This window comes from Streptomyces sp. NPDC050121, assembly GCF_044460385.1.
Lineage (GTDB): Bacteria > Actinomycetota > Actinomycetes > Streptomycetales > Streptomycetaceae > Streptomyces > Streptomyces soliscabiei.
The window spans coordinates 22440-44060 of the sequence record NZ_JBITJV010000025.1; the positions used below are offsets into that span (position 1 = coordinate 22440).

Genomic DNA, 21621 nt, shown 5'->3' on the forward strand with positions numbered 1-21621 from the left:
AGCATGGGGGAGGGGTGGGCATAGGTCGGGGGTCTGGGGGCGGAGCACCCATGGGCGGTCACCGGGGTGGACGGGAGTTGTCGGGCGGCGGGGCGGATGCCAACGGCGCCGACCCGACCGACGCAGTCCCACCGCTCTGCCTCGCCGTCGCCGCATACGACGAGCACCTCGCCGAGGAGCTGCTCAACGCCGGCGCCGACCCCCTGCGCCCACTGGACGGTGTGCCCGGCGGCGACCCCGGCCTCCCCGGCGGCGACACCCCGCTGACCCGGGCCGTGGACAGCGGCTGCTCCTGGATGACCACCAGGCTGCTCCCCGAGCCCGTACGCCTCGACGCCGACGCCCGCGCCGCTCTCCTGGCCCGCGCCCGGCACTGGGCCGACGCGGACCTCGAGGCCGAGCTGCGCCGCAGGACGGGAGCGGCCGGCCCGGTCGAGCGGCGAACAGTGCGGGTCGACGGCTGGAGCTGCCACCACGAGCGGTACACGCTCGCCGGCCAGACCGTGTGGGACGGCCACCTCGGCGTCCTCACCGCCCTGGAGGAACGCTTCCGCATCCGCACGCCGTTCGACGAGCTCCTCGCGCGGGCGCTCACCCGCCCGGACCGGGACCACGCCGTCTGGACCGACGTCGTCGTCCACCTGGCCACCCGTCAGGACGACGAGACCTGGACCGCGGCCGAGGCGCTGCGCGACCACCCCGACCAGCTCCGCCGTCTCTTCGCCGCGGACGTGCTGCGGTGCCTCGTCATCGGGCTCGGCGGTCTCTTCGCGCGGCCGGGAACCGTCGTCGACAAGCCCGCGACCGAGGTGTTCCTCCCCTGGGCCGTGCAGGAACGGGACCCGGAGGTGCTCGCCGTGGTGCTGTCCGGGCTGAGCGAGGCCGACGGGGACGGCGTGGACGGCGCCCGGGGCGACGAGATCGACGCCGTCGGCCTGTCGTACGTCGGGCATCCCGATCCGCGGGTGCGCCTGGAGGTGCCCGAAACCCTGAGGAGGGCAGCCGAGCGCGTCCCGGCGGAGAAGCTCGACGCCCTGTACACGCTCAGCCGCGATCCCGACGCCGGGGTCCGCGAGCGGGCGGCGTACTGGCTGGCGTACTGCCGCGCGGAGGCGCCCGGCATCACCGACGTACTGGCCGCACTCCTCGACGACGAACTGCGGGAGACCCGGGTGCACGCCGCCTACGGGCTCGCGAAGCGCGGTGATCCGCGCTGTGCGGAGGCCGAGCGGCGGCTGCTTCCCCTCGATCCCGACGGATGGCCGGACGCAAACCTGGTGCGGGCGATGTGGGCGTACGAGAAGGGTCACGACGTATAGACCGGCGTGAGAGCCGGGCGTGCGCGAAAAGTCGCCCGCCCGTGCGTGCACCCGGCCGCCGTCCGGCGTGAGCTGCCCGGCGGCCCGCCGGGACCCAGGCGGCGTGAGCGGCTCGCGCACGCGCCGTTCTTGAGCGGCGCGCACGCGATCACGCGCGCCCTGCCGGACACCGCGGGCCGCCCCCGCACACCCCACTCCGGCCCCGCCCGCCTCCGGCGTGTACGTCACCCGGACGAGCCGAACCGCCGTGACCGGTCCCTGTCAGTGAACGCCGGACAGGCGATGCGCCCGTCCGGACTACCCTGGAGGGTCGATCGATCCCCCCGGGCAGGAGAGAAATGGCCGTCAATCTGGTCAATGTCGAGAACGTCAGCAAGGTGTACGGGACCCGTGCGCTCCTTGACGGCATCTCGCTCGGCGTGTCCGAAGGGGACCGGATCGGTGTCGTCGGCCGTAACGGCGACGGCAAGACCACGCTGATCCGGATGCTCGCCAGGCTGGAGGAGGCCGACACCGGGCGGGTCACGCACTCCGGCGGGCTGCGCATGGGCGTGCTCACACAGCACGACTCCCTGGACCCCACAGCGACCGTCCGCCACGAGGTCATCCGCGACCTCGCCGACCACGAGTGGGCGGGCAACGCCAAGATCCGCGACGTGCTGACCGGCCTCTTCGGCGGGCTCGACCTGCCCGGCTTCCCGCAGGGCCTGGACACCGTCATCGGCCCGCTCTCCGGTGGCGAGCGCCGCCGTATCGCACTCGCGAAGCTCCTCATCGAGGAGCAGGACCTCATCGTGCTCGACGAGCCGACGAACCACCTCGACGTCGAGGGCATCTCCTGGCTCGCCCGGCACCTGCGCGAGCGTCGCTCCGCGCTCGTCTGCGTCACCCACGACCGCTGGTTCCTCGACCAGGTCTGCACCCGCATGTGGGACGTCCAGCGCGGCGCCGTCCACGAGTACGAGGGCGGCTACTCCGACTACGTCTTCGCGCGCGCGGAGCGTGAGCGCATCGCCGCGACGGAGGAGACCAAGCGGCAGAACCTGGTCCGCAAGGAGCTGGCCTGGCTGCGCCGCGGCGCCCCCGCGCGGACGTCCAAGCCGCGCTTCCGCGTCGAGGCCGCCAACGAGCTGATCAAGGACGTGCCGCCGCCCCGCGACAGCAGCGAGCTGATGAAGTTCGCGTCGTCCCGGCTCGGCAGGACGGTCTTCGACCTCGAGGACGTCACCGTCCAGGCCGGCCCCAAGGTGCTGCTCAAGCACATCACCTGGCACCTCGGCCCCGGCGACCGCATCGGCCTGGTCGGCGTGAACGGCGCCGGCAAGACGTCCCTGCTGCGCGCCCTGGCCGACGCCGCGCGCAGCGAGGGCGAGGAGCAGCCCGCGGCCGGCAAGGTCGTCGTCGGCAGGACGGTCAAGCTCGCCTACCTCTCCCAGGAGGTCGCCGAACTCGACCCCGCCCTGCGCGTCCTGGAGGCCGTCCAGCAGGTGCGCGAGCGCGTCGACCTCGGCAAGGGCCGCGAGATGACCGCCGGCCAGCTGTGCGAGACGTTCGGCTTCAACAAGGACAAGCAGTGGACGCCGGTCGGCGACCTGTCCGGCGGTGAGCGCCGCCGCCTGCAGATCCTGCGCCTCCTCATGGACGAGCCCAACGTCCTCTTCCTCGACGAGCCCACCAACGACCTCGACATCGAGACCCTCACCCAGCTGGAGGACCTCCTCGACGGCTGGCCCGGCTCGATGATCGTCATCTCCCACGACCGCTTCTTCGTCGAGCGCACGACGGACCGCGTCTTCGCGCTCCTCGGTGACACCACCCTGCGGATGCTCCCGCGCGGCATCGACGAGTACATCGAGCGCAGGCTGCGCATGGAGGAGGCCGCGGCCGCCGCTTCCGCCCCCGCGGTCGCGCAGAAGCCCGCGACGGAGAAGAGCGCCGCCGACCAGCGCGCCGCCAAGAAGGAACTCCAGAAGATCGAGCGGCAGTTGGACAAGGTCACCGAGAAGGAGGCCCGGCTGCACACCCAGATCGCCGACAACGCCACCGACTTCGAGAAGGTCGCCAAACTCGACGCCGAGCTGCGCGAGTTGGCCGGCGAGCGCGAGGAACTGGAGCTGCGGTGGCTGGAACTCGCCGAGGACGCGTGAAGGGTGCGTGAAGGCGCATAACGACGGCATCACAGGCCGGTCCTCCCTTGGGAACAGGGGTGGATCGGCCCCGGGAGCTGTCGGACACGGGTGATAGAAAGAGCCGTCTGAGAACTTTCTGAAGACGGCTCCGGGTGGGTCACTGACCTGGGGGCGTGGCTAAAAATCAGTGACATAGGGGGAACACGCTGATGGCTCAGCCGCCCAATCAGCCGCCGCAGCAGGGTGGTTTCGGAGCACCGCAGGACCAGCCGCACCAACAGCCGCCGCAGCCGCACCAACAGCCGCCGCAGCCGCACCAGCAGTCGCCGCAGCCGCACCAACAGTCGCAGCAAGGCGGCTTCGGCGCACCCCAGATGCCGCCCCAGCCACCCCAAGCGCCCCAGACGCCCCCGGGCCCGCCTGTCCAGCAGCCGGCGCAGCCCGGCTACGGCTACCCGCAGCAGCCGGGCCAGGCCGGGCAGCCGGGCCAGGCAGGGCCTTACGGCCAGCCCGGCCCCTACGGGCAGCAGCCCGGCGCCTACGGCCAGCAGCCCGGCCCGTACGGTCAGCAGCAGGGCCCGTACGGCCAGCCGAGCGGCCCCTACGGTCAGCAGCCCGGCTACGGCTACCCGGCCCAGCCGCCCCAGTTCCCGGGCGCGCCCGGCGCTCCCGGTGCCCCGGGCACCCCGCCGGGCGGCCGTAACCCCTTCAAGGGGCGGCCCGCGCTGGTCGTCGGGGCCGCGGTGGCGGCGCTGCTGGTGATCGGCGGGCTGGTGTTCGCGGTCACGAGCGGCGACGACAAGGGCGACAAGAAGCCGGTCGCCGGGCCGAGCGACGACGACAAGGCCACGGCGACGTCCAGCGGCAGCCCGGTCAACCCCGGTGACGGCAGCGGCGACGGCGGCGCGGACACCGAGGACTTCAACGCCGACCGCAAGGCCGGCGAGGCGAAGGTGCTCTGGTACAAGGAGGCGCCCGACGCGCCTGCCTCCGGCGCCGACGCCCCCGGCATGTGGATCACCTCCAAGGCGGCCGTGAAAGCGGCGTACAAGGAGGTCGTCGCGTACAACGTCGGCGACGGCAGGCCGACCTGGGCCACCATCGGCTTCCCGCAGAAGATCTGCGCGGTCACCCCGCAGAAGACGGCGGACGACAAGGTCGTCGTCGCCTACATGAGCGGCACCAGCGACCGAGCCAAGTGCAACCAGCTCCAGCAGATCGACCTCAGGACCGGCGCCAAGGGCTGGACCGGGGTCGTCGCGGACGGCGCGCTGTTCGACAGCGCGATCGACATCGAGCTGTCGCTCACGGGCAACACCCTGATGGTGGGCCGCTCGCAGTCCGGGACGGCGTACGACGTGCGCACCGGCAAGAAGCTGTACGACAAGCAGAAGTACGGCGACGCGTGCTTCCCGTCGGCGTTCGCGGGCGGCGCCAAGCTGTTCGCGGTGGCGTCCTGCGACGCGACCGAGGCGAACGAGCACGACGAGATCCAGGAACTGGACCCGGCGACCGGCAAGGTCAAGTGGACCCAGAAGTTCGGCAAGGGCTGGACGGTCTCGAAGACGTACTCCGTGGACCCGTTGGTCGTCTACAGCACCAACGAGGCCAAGAAGACCTGGAACATCGCGACGTTCAAGCCGAACGGCACCTACCGGTCGCAGATCGGCTTCGACGAGGACTTCGCCCCCGAGTGCGGTTCAGGGTTCCTGCAGCGCGACCTGACCGGCTGTGGGGGCACGGCCGCCGACGCGGGCACGCTGTACCTGCCGACCGAGGCGAAGAGCGGCCCCAACGCGATCGTGGCGATCGACCTCTCCACCGGCAAGGAGAAGTGGCGCGTGAAGTCCCCGACCGACGAGGCGATGGTGCCGGTGAAGGTCGAGGGCGGCAACCTCGTCGCGTACGTCGAGCCGTCGTACGACACGGCCGGCCGGGTGGTGGGCATTCCGACGGCCGGCTCCGCCCACCCGCCGAAGACGCTGATGCAGCTGCCCCAGAGCACGGCCAAGATCGAGGACGGCTTCTACTCGCGCGACGTCGACTGGGTCGACGGACGCTTCTACCTCTCCTCGACCCGGCTGACGGGCAACGACGACGACAAGGAGAAGCTGATGCTCGCCTACGGCAAGTGAGGCGGCCTGCCACCTTCTCGACGCTCTGTAGCCCTCCGTCCGTCGTCCGTCGTCCGTCGCTCTTCCGAGGTACCCACACCATGACCCAGCCGCCGCCCCCGCCCCCGAACCAGCCCTCTCAGCAGCCTCAGCAGCCGCAGCAGGGCGGTTTCGGCCCGCCCCCGCCGCCGCAGGACGCCGTCCCGCAGGACGCCGTCCCGCAGCCCCCCGCCCCGAACCCGGCAAAGGCCCCGGAGCCGGGCTACGGCTACCCCCAGGCGCCCCAGGCCCCGGGTCAGGCACCGCAGACGCCCCCGCCGCCGGCAGCCCCGGCCGGTCCTCCGCAGCCCCAGCCGGGCTACGGCTACCCGCAGACCCCGGGTCAGCCGCCGGGTCAGCCGGCCGCGCCCCCGCAGCCCCCGGCCGCCGCTCCCGGCTACGGCTACCCGGCCCAGCCGGGCGCCCCCGTGCCCGGCGCTCCGGCCGGTCCCGGCGCGTACGGTCAGCCGCCCCAGCAGCCGGGCCCCTACGGTCAGCCGAGCGCCCCCTACGGCCAGCAGCCCGGGTACGGCTACCCGGGGCAGCCCGGCCAGCCCGGCCAGCCCGGCCAGCCCGGCCAGCCCGGCCAGCCGGGGCAACCGGGTCAGCCGGGATACCCGTCCCCCCAGCCGGGGTACGGCTACCCCGCGCCGCCCACCATGCCCATGCAGCCCCAGCCGGGTGGCGGCGGGGCCGGCAGGAAGTTCAACGCGCAGATGGCGATCATCGTCGCCGCCGTCGCCGCGGTCGCGCTGATCATCGGCGGCGGGGTCTGGTACTCGCAGTCCGGTGGCAGCGGCAAGGACAAGGAGAAGAGCACCGCCGGTCCGACCGGCGGCGGCGACAAGGGCGGTACGGGAGGCACCGGCGGCACGGGCGGAACGTCCTCCGGCGGCAGCGAGAAGGTGCCCGCCAACCCCGCCTCCGACGTCCTCTTCAAGGTCCCGATGCCCGCGATCAAGAAGGGCGCCCATGTCGGCGTCCGGGGCTCCTGGGTGACCGACAAGGCGTATGTGAAGACCGGCGCCGGCGAGATCGGCGGCTACGACCTCGCCAAGGGCACGAAGCTGTGGACGGTGAAGCTGCCCGGCCCGGTGTGCGAGGCCAGCAAGTTCGCCACCGACGACTACCGCACGGCGATCGTCTTCCAGGCGAGCAGCGCCGAGACCGCCCGCTGTGACCAGGTCGCCGCGATCGACCTCGCCGCGGGCAAGCAGCTGTGGAAGAAGACGGTCTCGTCCGGTGACTACGCGATCGACTTCGACAACGTCACGGTCAGCGCGAACACGGTCGCGCTGGGCAGCACCCAGGGCGGCGCCGCCTTCGACATCGACTCCGGCAAGGTGCTGTGGTCGCCGAAGCCGGCCGACACCTGCTACGACGCCGGCTACGGCGGCGGCCCGAAGCTGGTGGCGGTGCGCAAGTGCGGCGACTACGACAACCCGCAGCTGGGCATCCAGACCATCGACCCGGCCTCCGGGAAGGTGCTCTCCGAGTACAAGCTCGCCGCGGGCATCGAATACGCGTCCGTCGTGTCGACCGACCCCCTGGTGGTGGCCGCCGACGTCGGCGACAGCGCCGGTGACGGCAGCGGCATCTCGGACCTCTTCTCCATCGACAACAAGACCGGCAAGCTGCGCACCCGCATCTCCGTGCCGGGCGACGACTACGCGGCCGACTGCGAAGGCATCACCCGGATCGAGGCCTGCATCGGACTGGCCGTCGGCAACGGCAAGGTCTACATCCCGACCGAGGAGCACGACGGCGGCGGCGACTACAGCCGCACCAACGAGGTCATCGCCTTCGACCTGGCCACCGGCAAGCAGACCGGCCAGCGCGCCGACGCCGGCGACGGCTACACGATCTACCCGCTGCGCATGGACGGCACCAACCTGATCGCGTACAAGCGGCCGCCGTACGACAAGGGCGGCGAGGTCGTCAGCATCGACGGCGGCTCCTTCAAGGAGACCAAGCTGATGGTGAACCCGGCCACGGACTCGGTGCACGACCTGGAGACCAGCATGTCCCCGGAGTACTCCGAAGTCCTGTTCTCCCAGGGGCGTCTGTTCATGTCGGAGGTGTACGCCGACGACGGCGCGACCTCGGGCGGCGACCCGCAGTATCTGGCGGTCGCGTTCGGCGGCGCGGGCAGCTGATCGTCTTAATCGCCGTGACGGCCCCGTCCCTGCTCAGGGGCGGGGCCGTTCACGTACCGCGCATGACCCTCGAATGCGAGGAATTTCGGCGATCCGGGGCACTTCTCACCGGTAGGGGGAGCGCAACGTCGAACAAGCGTGTAGCTTCCGGGGGCATGAAGGACGGGGTGCCGGGGGGCACCCCTTTGTTGGTCCGGGTTTGGTCCGGCTTCGTTCCGGGTTGGTCCGTGTGGGTCCGTGTGGGCATCCATACAGGGACTGGGGGGTTGCTCGATGGGAGTGCGGCTGATGGTGGTCGACGACCACCGACTGCTCGCCGAGGCGTTGGCCTCGGCACTCAAGCTGCGGGGGCACCGGGTGCTCGCCGCGGCGGCGCCGGCCGCGGGCGCGGCCGAGCTGGTGATCACCCGCGCCCCGGAGGTGTGCCTGCTGGGCACCGCGACCCCGGCCGAGCCGGGCATCTTCGACCCCGTCGTCCGCATCAAGCGGGAGCGTCCGCAGGTCGCGGTCCTGGTCCTCGGGCCGGTGCCGAGCCCGCGCGGCATCGCGGCGGCCTTCGCGGCGGGCGCCTCCGGCTATGTGCGCCATGACGAACGCATAGAGGGCGTGGAACGCGCCATCATGAAGGCGAGGTCGGGCGAGGTGGCGGTGGCTCCCCAACTGCTGCAGGGCGCGTTCAGCGAGCTCCTCAACCCGGCGGCCCAGCCGGACGACGAGGGCCAGCGCCTCCTTCAGATGCTCACCCCGAGGGAGGTGGAGGTCCTGGTCCGGGTGGCGGACGGCGAGGACACCCGCCTGATCGCCGCCGGCATGGGCATCGCCCCGTCCACGGCCCGCACCCACGTCCAACGCGTCCTGATGAAACTGGGCGTGGGCTCCCGCCTGGAGGCGGCGGCCCTGGCGGCCCGGACGGGTCTGCTGGACCGTGCGGGGCCCCTTCCGCATGCTCCTCGGCACACGGACGCGGGGTCGCAATCCTGATCCCTCGGCATGCCCTGGCGCCCGGCGTGACGTCACCGAGCTGATCATTTCCCTCGGAAATTCGGTGTGTCGGCTGGTGCTCGACGGGCACATTTCGGCATGGTCTCCCACGTGAATGTCCGCCTTGTAGGTAAATGTCCGTCGGCGTGGAGAGCCCCGTCGCCGCCCTCTCGGGCGGTCGGACGAAACGCCTGTCCTGGCCGACTGCCTGCTTGACGGCACGCCTGGGCCGACAGTGCGTGGAATCGGGCCGAGTCCTCGTGGCTGCAGCAGTGCCGCGTCCCTTTCCGGGTTTCACCCCCCCCAAGGAGTCCCACAGCCCATGCCATCCGCCTGCATGATGCCCGCCGGCCGGGCACGACTCGTCGGCTGCTCCCTTCTGGCCTGCCTCCTGCTGCTCACACCGCTGTACGGTGCCGGGACAGCTGCGGCCGCACACGGCGCCAGGACAGCTGCGGCCGCACCCGGCGCCGCACACGCATCCCGGTCGGCCGCCGCCGAGGCCCGGATCACAGCCGTCAGGAGACTCGACGCCCGGACACTGGACCTGACCGTCCAGTCACCGGCCATGGGAAGGTCTGTGCCGGTCCGCGTCATCCTCCCCAGGAGCTGGGACAGCGACAGGAAACGCAGGTTCCCCGTGCTCTACATGCTGCACGGCGGGGACGACGACTACACCTCCTGGACGCGCGAGACGGACGTCGAGGCACTGGCGAAGAACTCCGACGTCGTTGTCGTGATGCCCGACGGCGGGAAGCACGGCTACTACACCGACTGGTACGCCGGCACGCCCCGCTGGGAGACCTTCCACACCACCGAACTGGTCCGGCTCATGGAGAGGAGCTTCCGCGCCAACTCCTCCAGGGCCGTCGTGGGCCTGTCGATGGGGGGCCTCGGCGCGCTCAACTACACGGCGCGTCACCAGGGAATGTTCCGGTACACGGCCGCCCTGAGCACATACGTCGACCTCAACGACCCCGCGGTGCGGCTCTTCATCGACTTGATCTCCAAGCAGGACGGCACCAACGTCAAAGACGTCTGGGGCGACCCGACGGCACAACGCGGCAACTGGCAGGCCCACAACCCGGCCGCCATGCCACGCGCCTTCCGCGGAACGAAGGTTCACCTGTCCATGGGCAGCGGGGAGCCCGGACCGCTGGACACCGGCCATCCGATCGATGTGATCCTGGCGGGCGCCGTGGGCGAAGTGGCGCTGTCCCCGGCGTCGGTGAAGAAATTCGCCGGATCGCTCCGCGCCGCGGGCGTCGCCGTCACAACGCACTTCTACCGGCCCGGGACGCATTCCTGGCCCTACTGGCAGCGTGAACTGCACAGCATCTGGCCCACCATGATGAAGGAACTCGACTAGCGAGGCGGGCCAATGGGCCGAACAGTGGTGATGTTCGCGGCAGGGTCCCGTGGGGACGTTCAGCCGTGCCTGGCACTGGGCGGGGCGCTGACGCGCCAGGGCGATACCGTCCGGCTGCTCGCCAGCCCCCGCCACCGGGAGCTGATCACCGCGGCAGGTCTGCAGTTCCACCCGGTTCCGGTGGACCCCACCGAGATCATCGAGTCGTCCCAAGGGCAGGAGCTGCTGTCCGGCGGACGTAACCCGGTCACGTTCATCCGCGGTATGAACCGGATCCTGCGGCCACTGTTCTCTCGCCTGTTCGCGGCGACCCAGGCCGGCGCCGAGGGAGCCGATCTCGTCCTGGCCCCCACGTTCAGCTTCCTCGGCGTCCACCTGAGCCAGTACCTCGACGTCCCGCACGCGATCATCCACTATCAGCCGAGCCAGCCCACGGGAGAGTTCCCCCACCCGTTCGCGCCGGCCGCGCGTCTCCTCGGATCTCCCGGAAACCGCCTCAGCTTCGAAGCGGTCGACCTGGGGTCGTGGCTGGTGTGCCGACGGTTCGTCAACATGTGGCGCAGGGAGGGACTCGGTCTTCCCGCCCTCTCCCGGCTCGGCCCGGTCCGCCGAGCCCGCCGGGCCCCCGTGCTGTGTGCGTTCAGCCCTGCCGTCGTACCCCGGCCGGCCGACTGGGGACCCAACGTCCACCTGACCGGTTTCTGGCACCATGAACCGCCCCTGTGGGAACCGCCGCGTCGCCTGCTCGCCTTCCTCGACGCCGGGCCCCCGCCCGTGTACGTGGGCTTCGGCAGCATGAGATCCAGTGACCCCGAGGCCACCGACCGCGTCGTACGAACCGCACTGCGGCGCGCGGGACTGCGTGGGGTACTGGCCGGGGATCCCACCACGAGCGACGACGACGTGCTCGTGGTCGGGGACACCCCCCACAGCTGGCTCTTTCCCCGTATGGCCGCGGTGATCCACCACGGCGGCGCGGGCACCACCGCCTCGGCACTGCGTTCCGGAGTGCCGTCCCTGGGCTGCCCGTTCTTCGGCGACCAGCCCTACTGGGCCTCTCGGGTGCACCGCCTCGGAGTCGGCCCCAAGCCCTTGCCGTTCCGGCAGCTCACCGTCTCCGCTCTCGCCGACCGCCTGCGAGCCGTCACCGAGGACGGCGGCCATGCCGAGGCGGCCCGTCGGCTGGGCCGTGCCCTGACGGCCGAGGACGGCGTCGCGCGTGCCTGCCTCATCCTGAACCAGCTCGTGTAGCCGGCCTCATGGTTCGGCGGTGGGACGGGCAGCGTCACCGCCGCGCGCCTGCACCTTCTCGTCCGCCGACGGCTTCGACAGCCCGCAGCCTTCTCGTGCAGGTTCACGGGGGTGACGCAGAGCCCACACCGCGACCGGCGCCCCCGCTCCGACCAAAGCCGCGGCGATGCACAGTCCGGCCTGATACGCCACCAGGAAGGCCGTGTCGTGCGAGGTTCCCGCGGACAGAGTCCGGCGCTGCACGAAGGTCACCACCGCACCCATGAGCGCGATGCCGAACACACCGGACATCTCCCGCGTGGCGCTGAACAAGCCGGCTGCGACGCCGGACAGGTGACGAGGCGACGACTCCAACGCCCGGGTCGTCAGCGGGATCGCCAGCGCGGAGCCCACACCGACCGAGGCCAGCCCTGGCAGCAGGCCGACGAGAGCACCTCGCACACTGCCCAGCGCCACCAGCAGCAGGCCCAGGGCGACCAGGAGCAGACCGGCGGCGGAGACCCGGCCGTCCCCCCACCGTCTGGCCAAGGCGGTGACGAACGGAGCCGTAAGGACAAGCGCGGAGGCCACCGGAGTGAACGTCAGTCCCGCCTCCGTCGGACTCAGTCGCAAACCGTTCTGCAGGAACTGAGAGGTGTAGAAATACACGCCGCTCACTCCGAGGCCCCACAAGAGCTGGGAAATGAGCCCGCCCTTGAAAGGCCGCTGTCGAAACAGTTCTCCCAGCTTCGGACCGCGGCGGAATTTCTTCCCACAGCAGAGTGTGAGCGCACCCGTCACGGCAGCGATACCCGAGATGATCACGAACGGGTCGGTGAACCCGTAGCTCGGTCCCTGGATCAGGCAATAGACGATCGCTGCCAGGGAGACGCACGCCAGGGCGATCACCCGGGACGGGAGGCCGGCCAGGCTCCGCGCACGCGAACCCCTCTCGGGCAGGGGCGAAACGGGTACGGCCAGGGCGCCGACGAGAAGGCCGGCGAACCCCAGGGGAACATTCATGACGAAGAGCCATTCCCACCCCAGGTGTTGCGTCACGACACCGGAGATCACCGGCCCGAGTGCCAGCGCGGAAGCCAGCGTGGCCGTTGTGGCAGCGAAGCCGACGGCACGCACGTGGCGCGGCAGCTCGTGCGACATCAGGGCCAGGCAGGCGGGCAGGATCAGGGCGGCGCCGGCCCCCTGCAGACAGCGGAAGCAGACCAGCATCGCCGCTGTGGCCGACAGTGCACAGCCCGCGGAGGAGGCGGTGAACACCGTCAGCCCCGTCAGCAGGGTCCAGCGCCGGCCCCTGGTGTCGGTCAGCTGCCCGCCCAGAAGCAGAAAGCTGGCCAATGCCAGTGGATACCCCGTAGCCACCCACTTGACATCGCTTTCGGACAGGGCGAGTTCTGCACGCATCCGAGGCAGGGCGACATTCACCACGGTGTTGTCGAGAGCGGTGAGGAATGTGCAGAGAATGACGGTTGCGACGACGCTCAGGATACGCAGTCGGCTCATGTCGCACCGTTCCGTTCTCTGTCGGCGTGTCACAGGTGATAGCGGACAGCCCTATGTTTCGCTGATTGTCCGCTGTTTGCATCCGGAACCGCGCAAGCGGTGACGTACGCCCGCCGCCGCCCGCTATGCCTGACAAAGGCTCCAGCCAATCCGTCATGGCCGAGGGCCGCTTTCGCCCATTTACCTCAAGGTTCGGTGAGTCAGTGCCATCTTCGGTCAGAGACACACTCAGCCACTATCTCGCCCACGTTGCCGCACTCACGCCGGACGAAACCGCCTTCACGTTCGTCGACCACAGCACCGACATTGCAGGAGTCCCCACCTCGCTGACCTGGAGGCAGGTCGAGGACCGGGTACGCGTCCTGGCCACCGGCCTGCGCCACCTCGGCGCCGCGGGCGAGAGAGTGGCGATCGTCGCCCCACAAAGCCTTGAATACGTCGTGGGATTCCTCGCGGCTGCCTGCGCCGGAGCCATTGCCGTTCCCCTTTTCCCCCCGTCCCTGCCAGGGCACGAGGAGAAGCTCGCAGCGATCCTCAAGGACGCCGCCCCCACGTTCGCGCTGACCGTCGAAGGCGGGCGCACGGCCCTGACGGACTTCTGCGCGAAACACGGCGTGCCCTCCGGCTGCCGCGTCATCACGGAGCAGGAGCTGGGGGAGGCCGCCGTGCAGCCCTCCCGCGAACTGGGCAACCCCCAGCCCGACGACGTGGCCTACCTGCAGTACACCTCGGGCTCCACCCGCATCCCGACCGGTGTGGAGATCACACATGCCAACGTCTGTGCCAACGCTCGCCAGGCGCTCGAGGCGTATGACCTCCGACGAGGCCGCAACTGCGCCGTGGGATGGCTGCCGCTCTACCACGACATGGGACTCGTGCTGGCCATCGCCCTCCCGATCGTCGGCCACATGCCCTCCGTCCTCATGGACTCACTGGCGTTCATCCAGCAGCCGGTGCGCTGGCTGCGTCTGTTGAGCCTGCACCCCGGAGCCATCACCGCCGCACCCAACTTCGCCTACGACTACTGCGTACAGCGGGTGACGGCAGAAGAACGCGCCGAACTGTCCCTGGGACAGGTCGCCGCGATGGTCAATGGGAGCGAGCCCATCGGACCGCGCACCCTCGAACGCTTCCAGGCGGCCTTCTCCTGCGCCGGCATGATGCGGACCATCATGCGCCCCTCCTACGGGCTGGCCGAGGCGACCGTGTTCGTCAGCGCCTCACCGGCAGGGGAGGAGCCGACCGTCACCCCCTTCGACCGCGAGGCCATCGGGCAGGGAGTCGCTCGCACCGTCATCACCACCGACGAGCAGGCCGTGACCGAACTCGTGGCGTGCGGACGGCCCACCGGCCAGGAGATCGCCATCGCCGATCCCGCGACCTCCCAGCGCCTGGAAGACGGCCACATCGGAGAGATCTGGCTGCGCGGCCCCAACATCGGGCGCGGCTACTGGCGCCGTCCCGACCAGAGCGAGACGGTCTTCCGCGCGACGCCGCACGGCGACGACTCGCGCACGTACTGGCTGCGCACAGGGGATCTGGGGGTGTGGCACGACAAGCAGCTCTACGTCACGGGGCGCCTGAAAGACCTCGTGATCATCGACGGGACCAACCACTATCCGCACGACATCGAGGAAACGGTTCAGGCCGCGCATCCGGCCCTTCGCCCGCACCACATCGCCGCGTTCGCCGTGGCCGGCGGAGACGGCGAGAGCCTGGTCGTCGTCGCCGAACACGGCCGGGACGTCAGCGATCCGCACACCGTCACCAAGGAGGCGACGCGAGCCGTACGGGCTGCAGTCGCCACGCGGCACGGTGTGGCCGTCCACGATTTCGTCCTGGTGCCACCCGGCGCGGTCCCACACACCACCAGCGGAAAGGTCGCCCGCAGCGCATGCCGCGAACGGTATCTGGCAGGGGACTGGCCGACGGTCTCGGACGCCTGAGCGCGCCATAGACCCGTACCACATGAGAGTGCACGCAGGGAGAGAGCGATGGAACCAGACAGGGAACCGGCCGCAGTGTCCGGGCAGAAGTCGGTGACCGAGGCCGGGCTACGGGCCACCCTGCGCCGGCTCATCTCCGAGACCTGCGATATCCCACCTGCCGAACTCGACGACACCCGGCCCCTGGCCGAATACGGTCTGACGTCCCGGGCCGCCGTCGCGCTCACCGGACACCTGGAACAAGCACTGGACAGGCCTCTGCGGGCCACGCTGCTGTGGGAGAACCCGACCGTGGAGCGGCTGGTACGGCATCTGGCCACCGTCCAGAGGCCCGAGCCGGTCGCGGCAAACCCGGCCGAGTCCCACGAGAGCCGCCCGGCCGCGGCCGACGCCCGTCCGGCCCGCAACGCGGCCGAGACGCCCCCGCAGGCCTGCCCCATCGCCGTCATCGGCATCGGCTGCCGCCTTCCCGGCAGCGTTGACGGACCCGACGCGCTGTGGCAGCACCTGCTGGCGGGAAGCGACCTCACCGGTCAGGTCCCGGCCAAACGCTGGCGGGACTTCGTGACCGGCCCCGGCGCCGCCGCCCTGCTGGAACACACCCCCCGTCAAGGCGCCTTCCTCGACGACATCGAGACCTTCGACGCGGACCACTTCGGCATCACCCCGCGCGAAGCCGAAGTCATGGACCCACAACAGCGCCTCCTGCTGGAAGTCGCCTGCGAAGCCCTCGACCACGCGGGACGGCCGGCCCACACTCTCGAGGGCACCGACACCGGCGTGTTCGTCGGTCTCAGCGCCCTCGAGTACGGGCATCTGACCACGGCGGACCCCACCCGACTCACTCCCTGGACCAGCACCGGAGCCGCGGGAAGCATCGTCGCCAACCGGCTGTCGTACCTGTTCGACCTGCACGGTCCGAGCCTGACCGTGGACACGGCCTGCTCATCGTCGCTGGTGGCGGTGCACCAGGCATGCCGGAGCCTGCGCGACGGCGAGTGCGACACGGCACTGGCAGCGGGCGTCAACGTTCTTCTGTCCCCCACCGTCACCTCTTCCCTGGAACAGGCCGGAGTGCTGGCCGCCGACGGCCGCTGCAAACCGTTCGACGCCGCGGCCAACGGCATCACCCGGGGCGAGGGCTGCGGGGTCGTCGTCCTGAAGCGACTGGCCGACGCCCAGCGCGACGGCGACCGGATCCTCGCCGTCGTCAAGGGCTCGGCGGTCAACTCCGACGGCCGCTCGGCGGGGCTCATGGCGCCCAACCCCGCAGCTCAGGAGGCCCTTCTGCGCAGCGCCCTCCGCGACGCGCAGGTGGAAGCCGACAGTATCGACTACGTCGAGGCGCACGGCACCGGCACCCTGCTGGGAGACCCCATGGAGGCCGGCTCGATGGGCGCCGTCCTCGGCGGCGCCAGGACGGCCGATCAGCCGCTGCTCATCGGCTCCGTGAAGAGCAACCTGGGCCATCTGGAAGGCGCCGCCGGCATCGTCGGCTTCATCAAGACGGTACTGGCGCTCCATCACGACCGGATTCCGCACACCCTGCACTTCCGCACGCCCAACCCGCACATCGACTTCACCGGACTGCGGCTGCGCGTCGTGACGGAGCCTGTCGCCTGGCCGGAAGGAAGGAACCGCCCGGCTCGGGCCGGCGTATCAGCCTTCGGCTTCGGAGGCACCAACGCGCACGTCGTTCTCGAACGGGCGCCCGCACACTCCCCGAGCAGAGAGATCCGCCCACCGCAGGCCCTCGACGCCGACGACGACCACACGGGTACTCCGCACGTCCTCATCGTCTCGGCCCGCTCCGGGGACCGGATCGGCGACGCGGCGGAGAGTCTCGCCCGAAGGATGGCCGCTGGCGGCGCGCCCACACTCAGGGACCTCTCGCACACACTCGCCCGCTTTCGCAGGGGTCCGGTGTGTGCCGCTGTCGTCGCACGCACCCATCAGGAGGCGACCGGCCGGCTCGCGGCTCTGGCACGCGAAGAAGAAGTCACCGGCCTCGTGTCCGCCCGCACCGACGACTCCGCCGGGCGGTCGTCCGGCGCCCGCCGCCCGGTCTTCGTCTTCTCCGGGCACGGCTCCCAATGGCCGGGGATGGGACTGCGCCTCATGCGAGAGGACTCCCTGTTCGCCGACGCCGTCCGCGAGTTGGATCCCCTGTACGAGGCCCAGGCAGGAGCGTCCCTGACGGACATGCTCTCCCTGCCCGAGTACTGCGCCGACGTCGACCGCGTCCAGCCCTTGGTGTTCGGGATGCAGATCGCCCTGTCCCGGACTCTGCAGTCCTACGGTGTGCACCCGGCCGCCGTCATGGGCCACTCGATGGGAGAAATCGGCGCCGCCGTCACCGCCGGAGCCCTCGACCCGGCCGACGGCCTGCGTGTCGTCCTGCGCCGGTCGGCGGAGCTCGCCGCCACCGGCATCGAGCGGGCCGGCGCCATGGCCGCCGTGGAACTGTCCGAACAGGAGCGCGCGCGGGTCCTGTCACGATTTCCGGGGATCGAGATCGCCGCGTACGCGTCACCCCGCAGATGTACCGTCACCGGGCCGCCCGACACCGTGCAGCGCCTGGTCGACGAACTGACCGCCGAAGGCAGATTGGCCCGGGTTCTGGAGATCGGCGCAGCGGCGCACTCGCCCGCGGTGGATCCCGCCGTGCCGAGACTGCGGGAAGCCCTGGGTGCGCTGCGTCCCCGCAAGCCGGAAGTCCCCTGGTACAGCACCGTGCTCGACGACCCCGGCGCCGAGGTGCACGCGGACGCCGCCTACTGGTGTGCCAATCTCCGCAGTCCGGTACGCCAGCAACAGGCCGTGCTGGCCGCCGCCGCTGCCGGACACGACCTGTTCCTGGAGATCTCACCGCACGCCGTCGCCGTCATCCCGTTGAGCGAAACGCTGCAGGCAGCCCGGGACGACTCCGAAGCGGAGGTGATCCCCACCCTGCACAGGCGCCGCGACGAGGCGGTCGACCTGCGCACGGCACTGGCCCGACTGCACCTGGCCGGGGTGCGGTTGGACGAGGACCAGGTGTGGCCCCGGGGCACGCAGGTAGCGCTTCCGACTCCCGCCTGGCGCCACGAACGCCACTGGTTCGGCCGCCGAGGCTCCCTCACCACGTCACCTGTCGCGGGCCACCCCTTGCTGGGGCTTCGCGTCGACGACCCCCGCACGGGAGCCGTTCTGTGGCAGGCCGACGTCGGCACGGACACCGCGCACGGCCCCCGTCGCCGCATCCACGGCCGCCCCGTCCTCGACCTGGCCGCGGCTGCCGCGCTCCTGATCGCGGCGGCGCAGGAGATCCACGGACGTGACGGCATCGACGACTTTCGCATCGAGGAACTGGCCATCCACCGGTGGCTCCCCCTGTCCGGCAGCACACCGGCCACCATCGTCTGGGAGCCGACCGGCCCTTACGCGAGGGTGACCGTCAACTCCCGTGCCACAGACGGCGCATGGCACTGTCATGCCTCGGCCCGGCTGCACACCGACCCCGTTCCGCCTCCCGCCGACGTCTCCACCGCACCCCCCGCAGTCGTCAGCCACTCGACGTTCACCGCCGGGGACGAACCCAACCGGCGTTCCGCCGATGAAGAGCTCCTCGGGGCGGTGCTGTACGCGCCGGTCGCGACTGCGACCACCGGCTTCGGGCACGACACCTCCCAGGGCGACTCGGCTTCCGCCGAGATCATCCCGGCCGCTCTGCGCTGCCTGCGCGTCCAGGGCCTTGCTCCGGGCGGCTCGACCTACGACGTCCAGTGTTTCCCGGACCCCGGGACGACCACCGAACCGACGCCCGGTACAGGCGCGGAGAGCGGGGAACCCGGTTCCCGCTGGAACGTCGTGGCGGTCGGATCGCAGAGACGGATCACGGCCGAGGGCCTGGAACTGCGTCCGACCCGACGCGACGAGGTGCCCCAGCACCTCCAATCGTTCGCCTACGAGATCCAGTGGCAGAAGGCGTCCGTTCCGCTCCCAGGGCCACTCGGCAGCGCCCTGCTGCTGGCCGACGATTTCCCGACCGGCGAAGGCACCCTGACCGCGACCCTGAGCGCCGCGCTCGAAGCGAGAAACGTGCGGACGACGATCCAGGCCGGTCGGGCCGTGGACGACGGGCAGTCGGTCGAGGACTGGCTGAGGAGCACCGGCCAGGGCGATCTGGGCGCTGTGGTGCTGCTGCTGACCGGACGGACCGAAGCCGATGCCGCCGCCCTGCACAGAGCCGCGCAGACCGCACGACTCCTTGCCTCCCACGGCTCCCGCACACCGCAACCGCCCCGGCTCTGGCTCGTCACCGTGCAGGCCCGAGCCGCGACACCGGGCGAAGCCGGTGAGCCGCACCTGGCCTGCCTGCGCGGCCTCGTTCGCGCGCTGGCCATCGAGGAACCCACCCTGCGGGCGAGTCTGGTGGACATCGACACCCAGCCCGACGCCGTCGACGACCTCGCACGGGAACTGCTCGGCGACAGTCCCGAAGACGAGGTGGTCTGGAGAGCCGGTACCCGCCTGGTCGCCCGCCTCGCCCGCGCGGATCTGACGGAGCAGCAGTACGAGGTGCCTTTCGCCCGCCGGGGCGGCGCCTACCTCGTCACCGGCGGACTCACCGGCCTCGGCCTGGAAACGGCCCGTCGCCTCGCCGAACAGGGAGCCGGCCGCCTGGTCCTCAACGGAAGGCGGTCCGCCACCCCCGAAAGCCAGCAGGTCATCGCCGAACTACGCGCCCGCGGCACGTCCATCGCCGTGGTGCAAGGAGACATCGCCGATCCGGACGTGGCGCCCCGCCTGGTGCAGGCAGCCCTCAGCGAGGGACACACGCTGCGTGGCGTCGCCCACTGCGCCGCCGTCCTGCACGACCGCATGATCACCGACCTTGAGCCCGCCGACATCGACACCGTTCTGCGGCCCAAGGTGACCGGCGCGCTCAACCTCGAGGCAGCCCTCGCCTCCCACGACATCGACTGGTGGGTGTCGTACAGCTCGGTGGCCGCGCTTCTCGGATCCCCCGGGCAAGCCGCCTACGCGGCCGCCAACGCCTGGCTGGACGCGATCGCGCATCGCCGGAGAGCGGAAGGCAGGCCCGCCGTCTCGATCGCCTGGGGCCCCTGGAGCGGCGCGGGCGCCGCGCCCACACACCGGGCCCTCGCGATGGACTACCTCACGGTGCCCCAAGGACTGGACGCCCTGCAGACGCTCGTCGTCCACAACCGCACGCACACCGGCGTGGTCCACCTCGACGCCCAACGCCTGCTGGAGGCCTTCCCGAGCCTGTCCGCCCTCCCCTTCTTCGCGGACAGTCTCCGCACCGACGCGACAGCCATGGAGGACTGGGGCGGACCCGCTCGGATCGAAGCCCTCGGTGACGCCGCAGCGGACACGGTGTACTCGCGCCTGGTCAGACGTACAGCGGCCATCATGGGCTTCAGTCCGGCCGATCTGAACGACGCGGTTGCGCTCACCGAACTGGGCCTGGACTCCCTGATGGCGGTGCGCATCCGAAACGCCGCCCGGCAGGACTTCGCCGTCGAAGTCCCCTCGGACCTCCTGCTACGGGGAGCGACGCTGCGCGAAATCGGTGAGAACGTGCTCCAAGGGCTCGGACTGGGGTTCGCACGTGCACGCGACACGGACGGGGCGGCCTCACCGGCGGGGGCGGCCTCACCGGCGGGGGCGGACGCACACCAGGACGCCACGGCATCGTCAAGCGCGGCGCCGCCCGAGCTGCCGCGCACGATCCAACCCCGTGACGCCGCCGAGCGCCTGGTGGCCGGCGCCTGGGCGGAAGTCCTGCGGGAACGCCCCGCCGACGTCCACGCCGACTTCGTCGAGGCAGGCGGGAACCAGCGCTCGGCCGGAGCACTCGTCGACGCGATCCGCCGCCGTCTGGGGGACGCCCGCCCGAACCTCACCACCGAGACCGTGCTCGGGCAACGGACCGTCGCCGCCATCGCGGAACTGATCCGGCCGACGGTCAACCCGACCGGTGAGTCACCGGTCAACGCCCTGCGCCCGCCCCTGCCGGGCTCCCGCGAGCTCCCCCTGTTCACCTTCCACCCCGCCGGGGGGCCCACCTCGGTCTATCAGCCCCTCACCCAACTACTGCCCGCCGACCAGGCCGTGTTCGGAATGGAACGGCTGGACGGTGTGGGCACGATGGAGGAGAAGGCCGCGCACTATCTCACCCTCATCAGGGAGATCCAGCCGCAAGGCCCCTACCGGCTCCTCGGCTGGTCCTTCGGCGGCTGCCTTGCCTACGAGACGGCGCAACAGCTGACGGACGCCGGCGAAGCCGTCGACTTCCTCGGACTCATCGACACCATCCTGCCCGCCGCCCTTCCGGGCCTGGACTCCTCCGACCTGCTGCTGCAACGCTTCGGCCGGTTCGCCGAATACATCGAGAAGACGTACGGACACCGCCTGGACCTGGACTACGACGAACTCGCCGCCACCCCCGACGACCAGCAGATCGACGTGGTCATGCGCCTGGTGTCCGAAGCGGGCCTCGACATGAGCCCGGGCATCATGGAGCACCAGCGAACCTCGTACATCGACGCCAGGGTGGGCGAGCGCTACACACCCCGCCCCTACGACTCTCACGTGGTCCTCTACCGCGCCCAGCAAGGCCAACCACTCACCACGGCGCTCGACCCGCGCTACCTGAGGCAGGAAGCCGACCTCGGCTGGGCGCCTCTGTGCCCGTCTCTCGAAGTCGTCCCGGTCGAGGGCGACCACCTCTCCCTCATCGACCCGCCGAGTGTCGCCACGATCGCGCGACATCTCCGGCAGCGCTTCGCGGCTTCCTCGTAGACTGCCG

At 71.0% G+C, this 21621-nt stretch carries 10 protein-coding genes; 9 read left to right on the forward strand and 1 reads right to left on the reverse strand.

Annotation, left to right across the window (positions count from 1 at the left end; translation table 11 throughout):
- Positions 1 to 50 precede the first annotated feature (50 nt).
- The 7 genes from ACIBTS_RS31650 to ACIBTS_RS31680 all read left to right on the forward strand — a co-directional run bounded on the left by ACIBTS_RS31650 (position 51) and on the right by ACIBTS_RS31680 (position 11358).
- The gene (locus ACIBTS_RS31650) at positions 51 to 1319 is read left to right on the forward strand and encodes a hypothetical protein (protein ID WP_399323885.1); all 1269 of its coding nucleotides are present in this window, start codon (positions 51 to 53) and stop codon (positions 1317 to 1319) included.
- Between the two features lie 338 nt (positions 1320 to 1657).
- Positions 1658 to 3466: an ABC-F family ATP-binding cassette domain-containing protein gene (locus ACIBTS_RS31655; RefSeq protein WP_399323886.1), complete on the forward strand. Its 1809-nt coding sequence runs from the start codon at positions 1658 to 1660 to the stop codon at positions 3464 to 3466.
- 191 nt (positions 3467 to 3657) lie between these two features.
- Complete coding sequence (locus ACIBTS_RS31660) at positions 3658 to 5583, forward strand: PQQ-binding-like beta-propeller repeat protein (RefSeq protein ID WP_399323888.1); 1926 nt, start codon at positions 3658 to 3660, stop codon at positions 5581 to 5583.
- An 80-nt stretch (positions 5584 to 5663) separates the two neighbouring features.
- On the forward strand, positions 5664 to 7757 hold the full coding sequence (locus ACIBTS_RS31665; RefSeq protein ID WP_399323890.1) for a PQQ-binding-like beta-propeller repeat protein: 2094 nt from the start codon (positions 5664 to 5666) through the stop codon (positions 7755 to 7757).
- 273 nt (positions 7758 to 8030) lie between these two features.
- A complete protein-coding gene (locus ACIBTS_RS31670; RefSeq protein ID WP_399323891.1) occupies positions 8031 to 8738 on the forward strand; it encodes a LuxR C-terminal-related transcriptional regulator in 708 nt (235 codons plus the stop codon).
- 322 nt (positions 8739 to 9060) lie between these two features.
- Positions 9061 to 10107 (forward strand): alpha/beta hydrolase, encoded by a 1047-nt coding sequence (locus ACIBTS_RS31675; RefSeq protein ID WP_399323893.1) that lies wholly within the window; start codon positions 9061 to 9063, stop codon positions 10105 to 10107.
- A 12-nt stretch (positions 10108 to 10119) separates the two neighbouring features.
- Positions 10120 to 11358, forward strand: a complete 1239-nt coding sequence (locus tag ACIBTS_RS31680) for a glycosyltransferase (RefSeq protein ID WP_399323895.1) — start codon at positions 10120 to 10122, stop codon at positions 11356 to 11358.
- 6 nt (positions 11359 to 11364) lie between these two features.
- On the opposite strand, the gene ACIBTS_RS31685 is transcribed toward ACIBTS_RS31680, so the two are convergent.
- Positions 11365 to 12858, reverse strand: coding sequence for an MFS transporter (locus ACIBTS_RS31685; RefSeq protein WP_399323897.1), 1494 nt, complete (start codon positions 12856 to 12858; stop codon positions 11365 to 11367).
- Positions 12859 to 13061: 203 nt separating this feature from the next.
- Here ACIBTS_RS31685 and ACIBTS_RS31690 point away from each other — a divergent pair, with 203 nt between their 5' ends.
- Both ACIBTS_RS31690 and ACIBTS_RS31695 read left to right on the forward strand, forming a co-directional pair.
- Complete coding sequence (locus tag ACIBTS_RS31690) at positions 13062 to 14804, forward strand: fatty acyl-AMP ligase (RefSeq protein ID WP_399323899.1); 1743 nt, start codon at positions 13062 to 13064, stop codon at positions 14802 to 14804.
- Between the two features lie 48 nt (positions 14805 to 14852).
- Positions 14853 to 21614, forward strand: a complete 6762-nt coding sequence (locus ACIBTS_RS31695; RefSeq protein WP_399323900.1) for an SDR family NAD(P)-dependent oxidoreductase — start codon at positions 14853 to 14855, stop codon at positions 21612 to 21614.
- Positions 21615 to 21621: the final 7 nt, after the last annotated feature.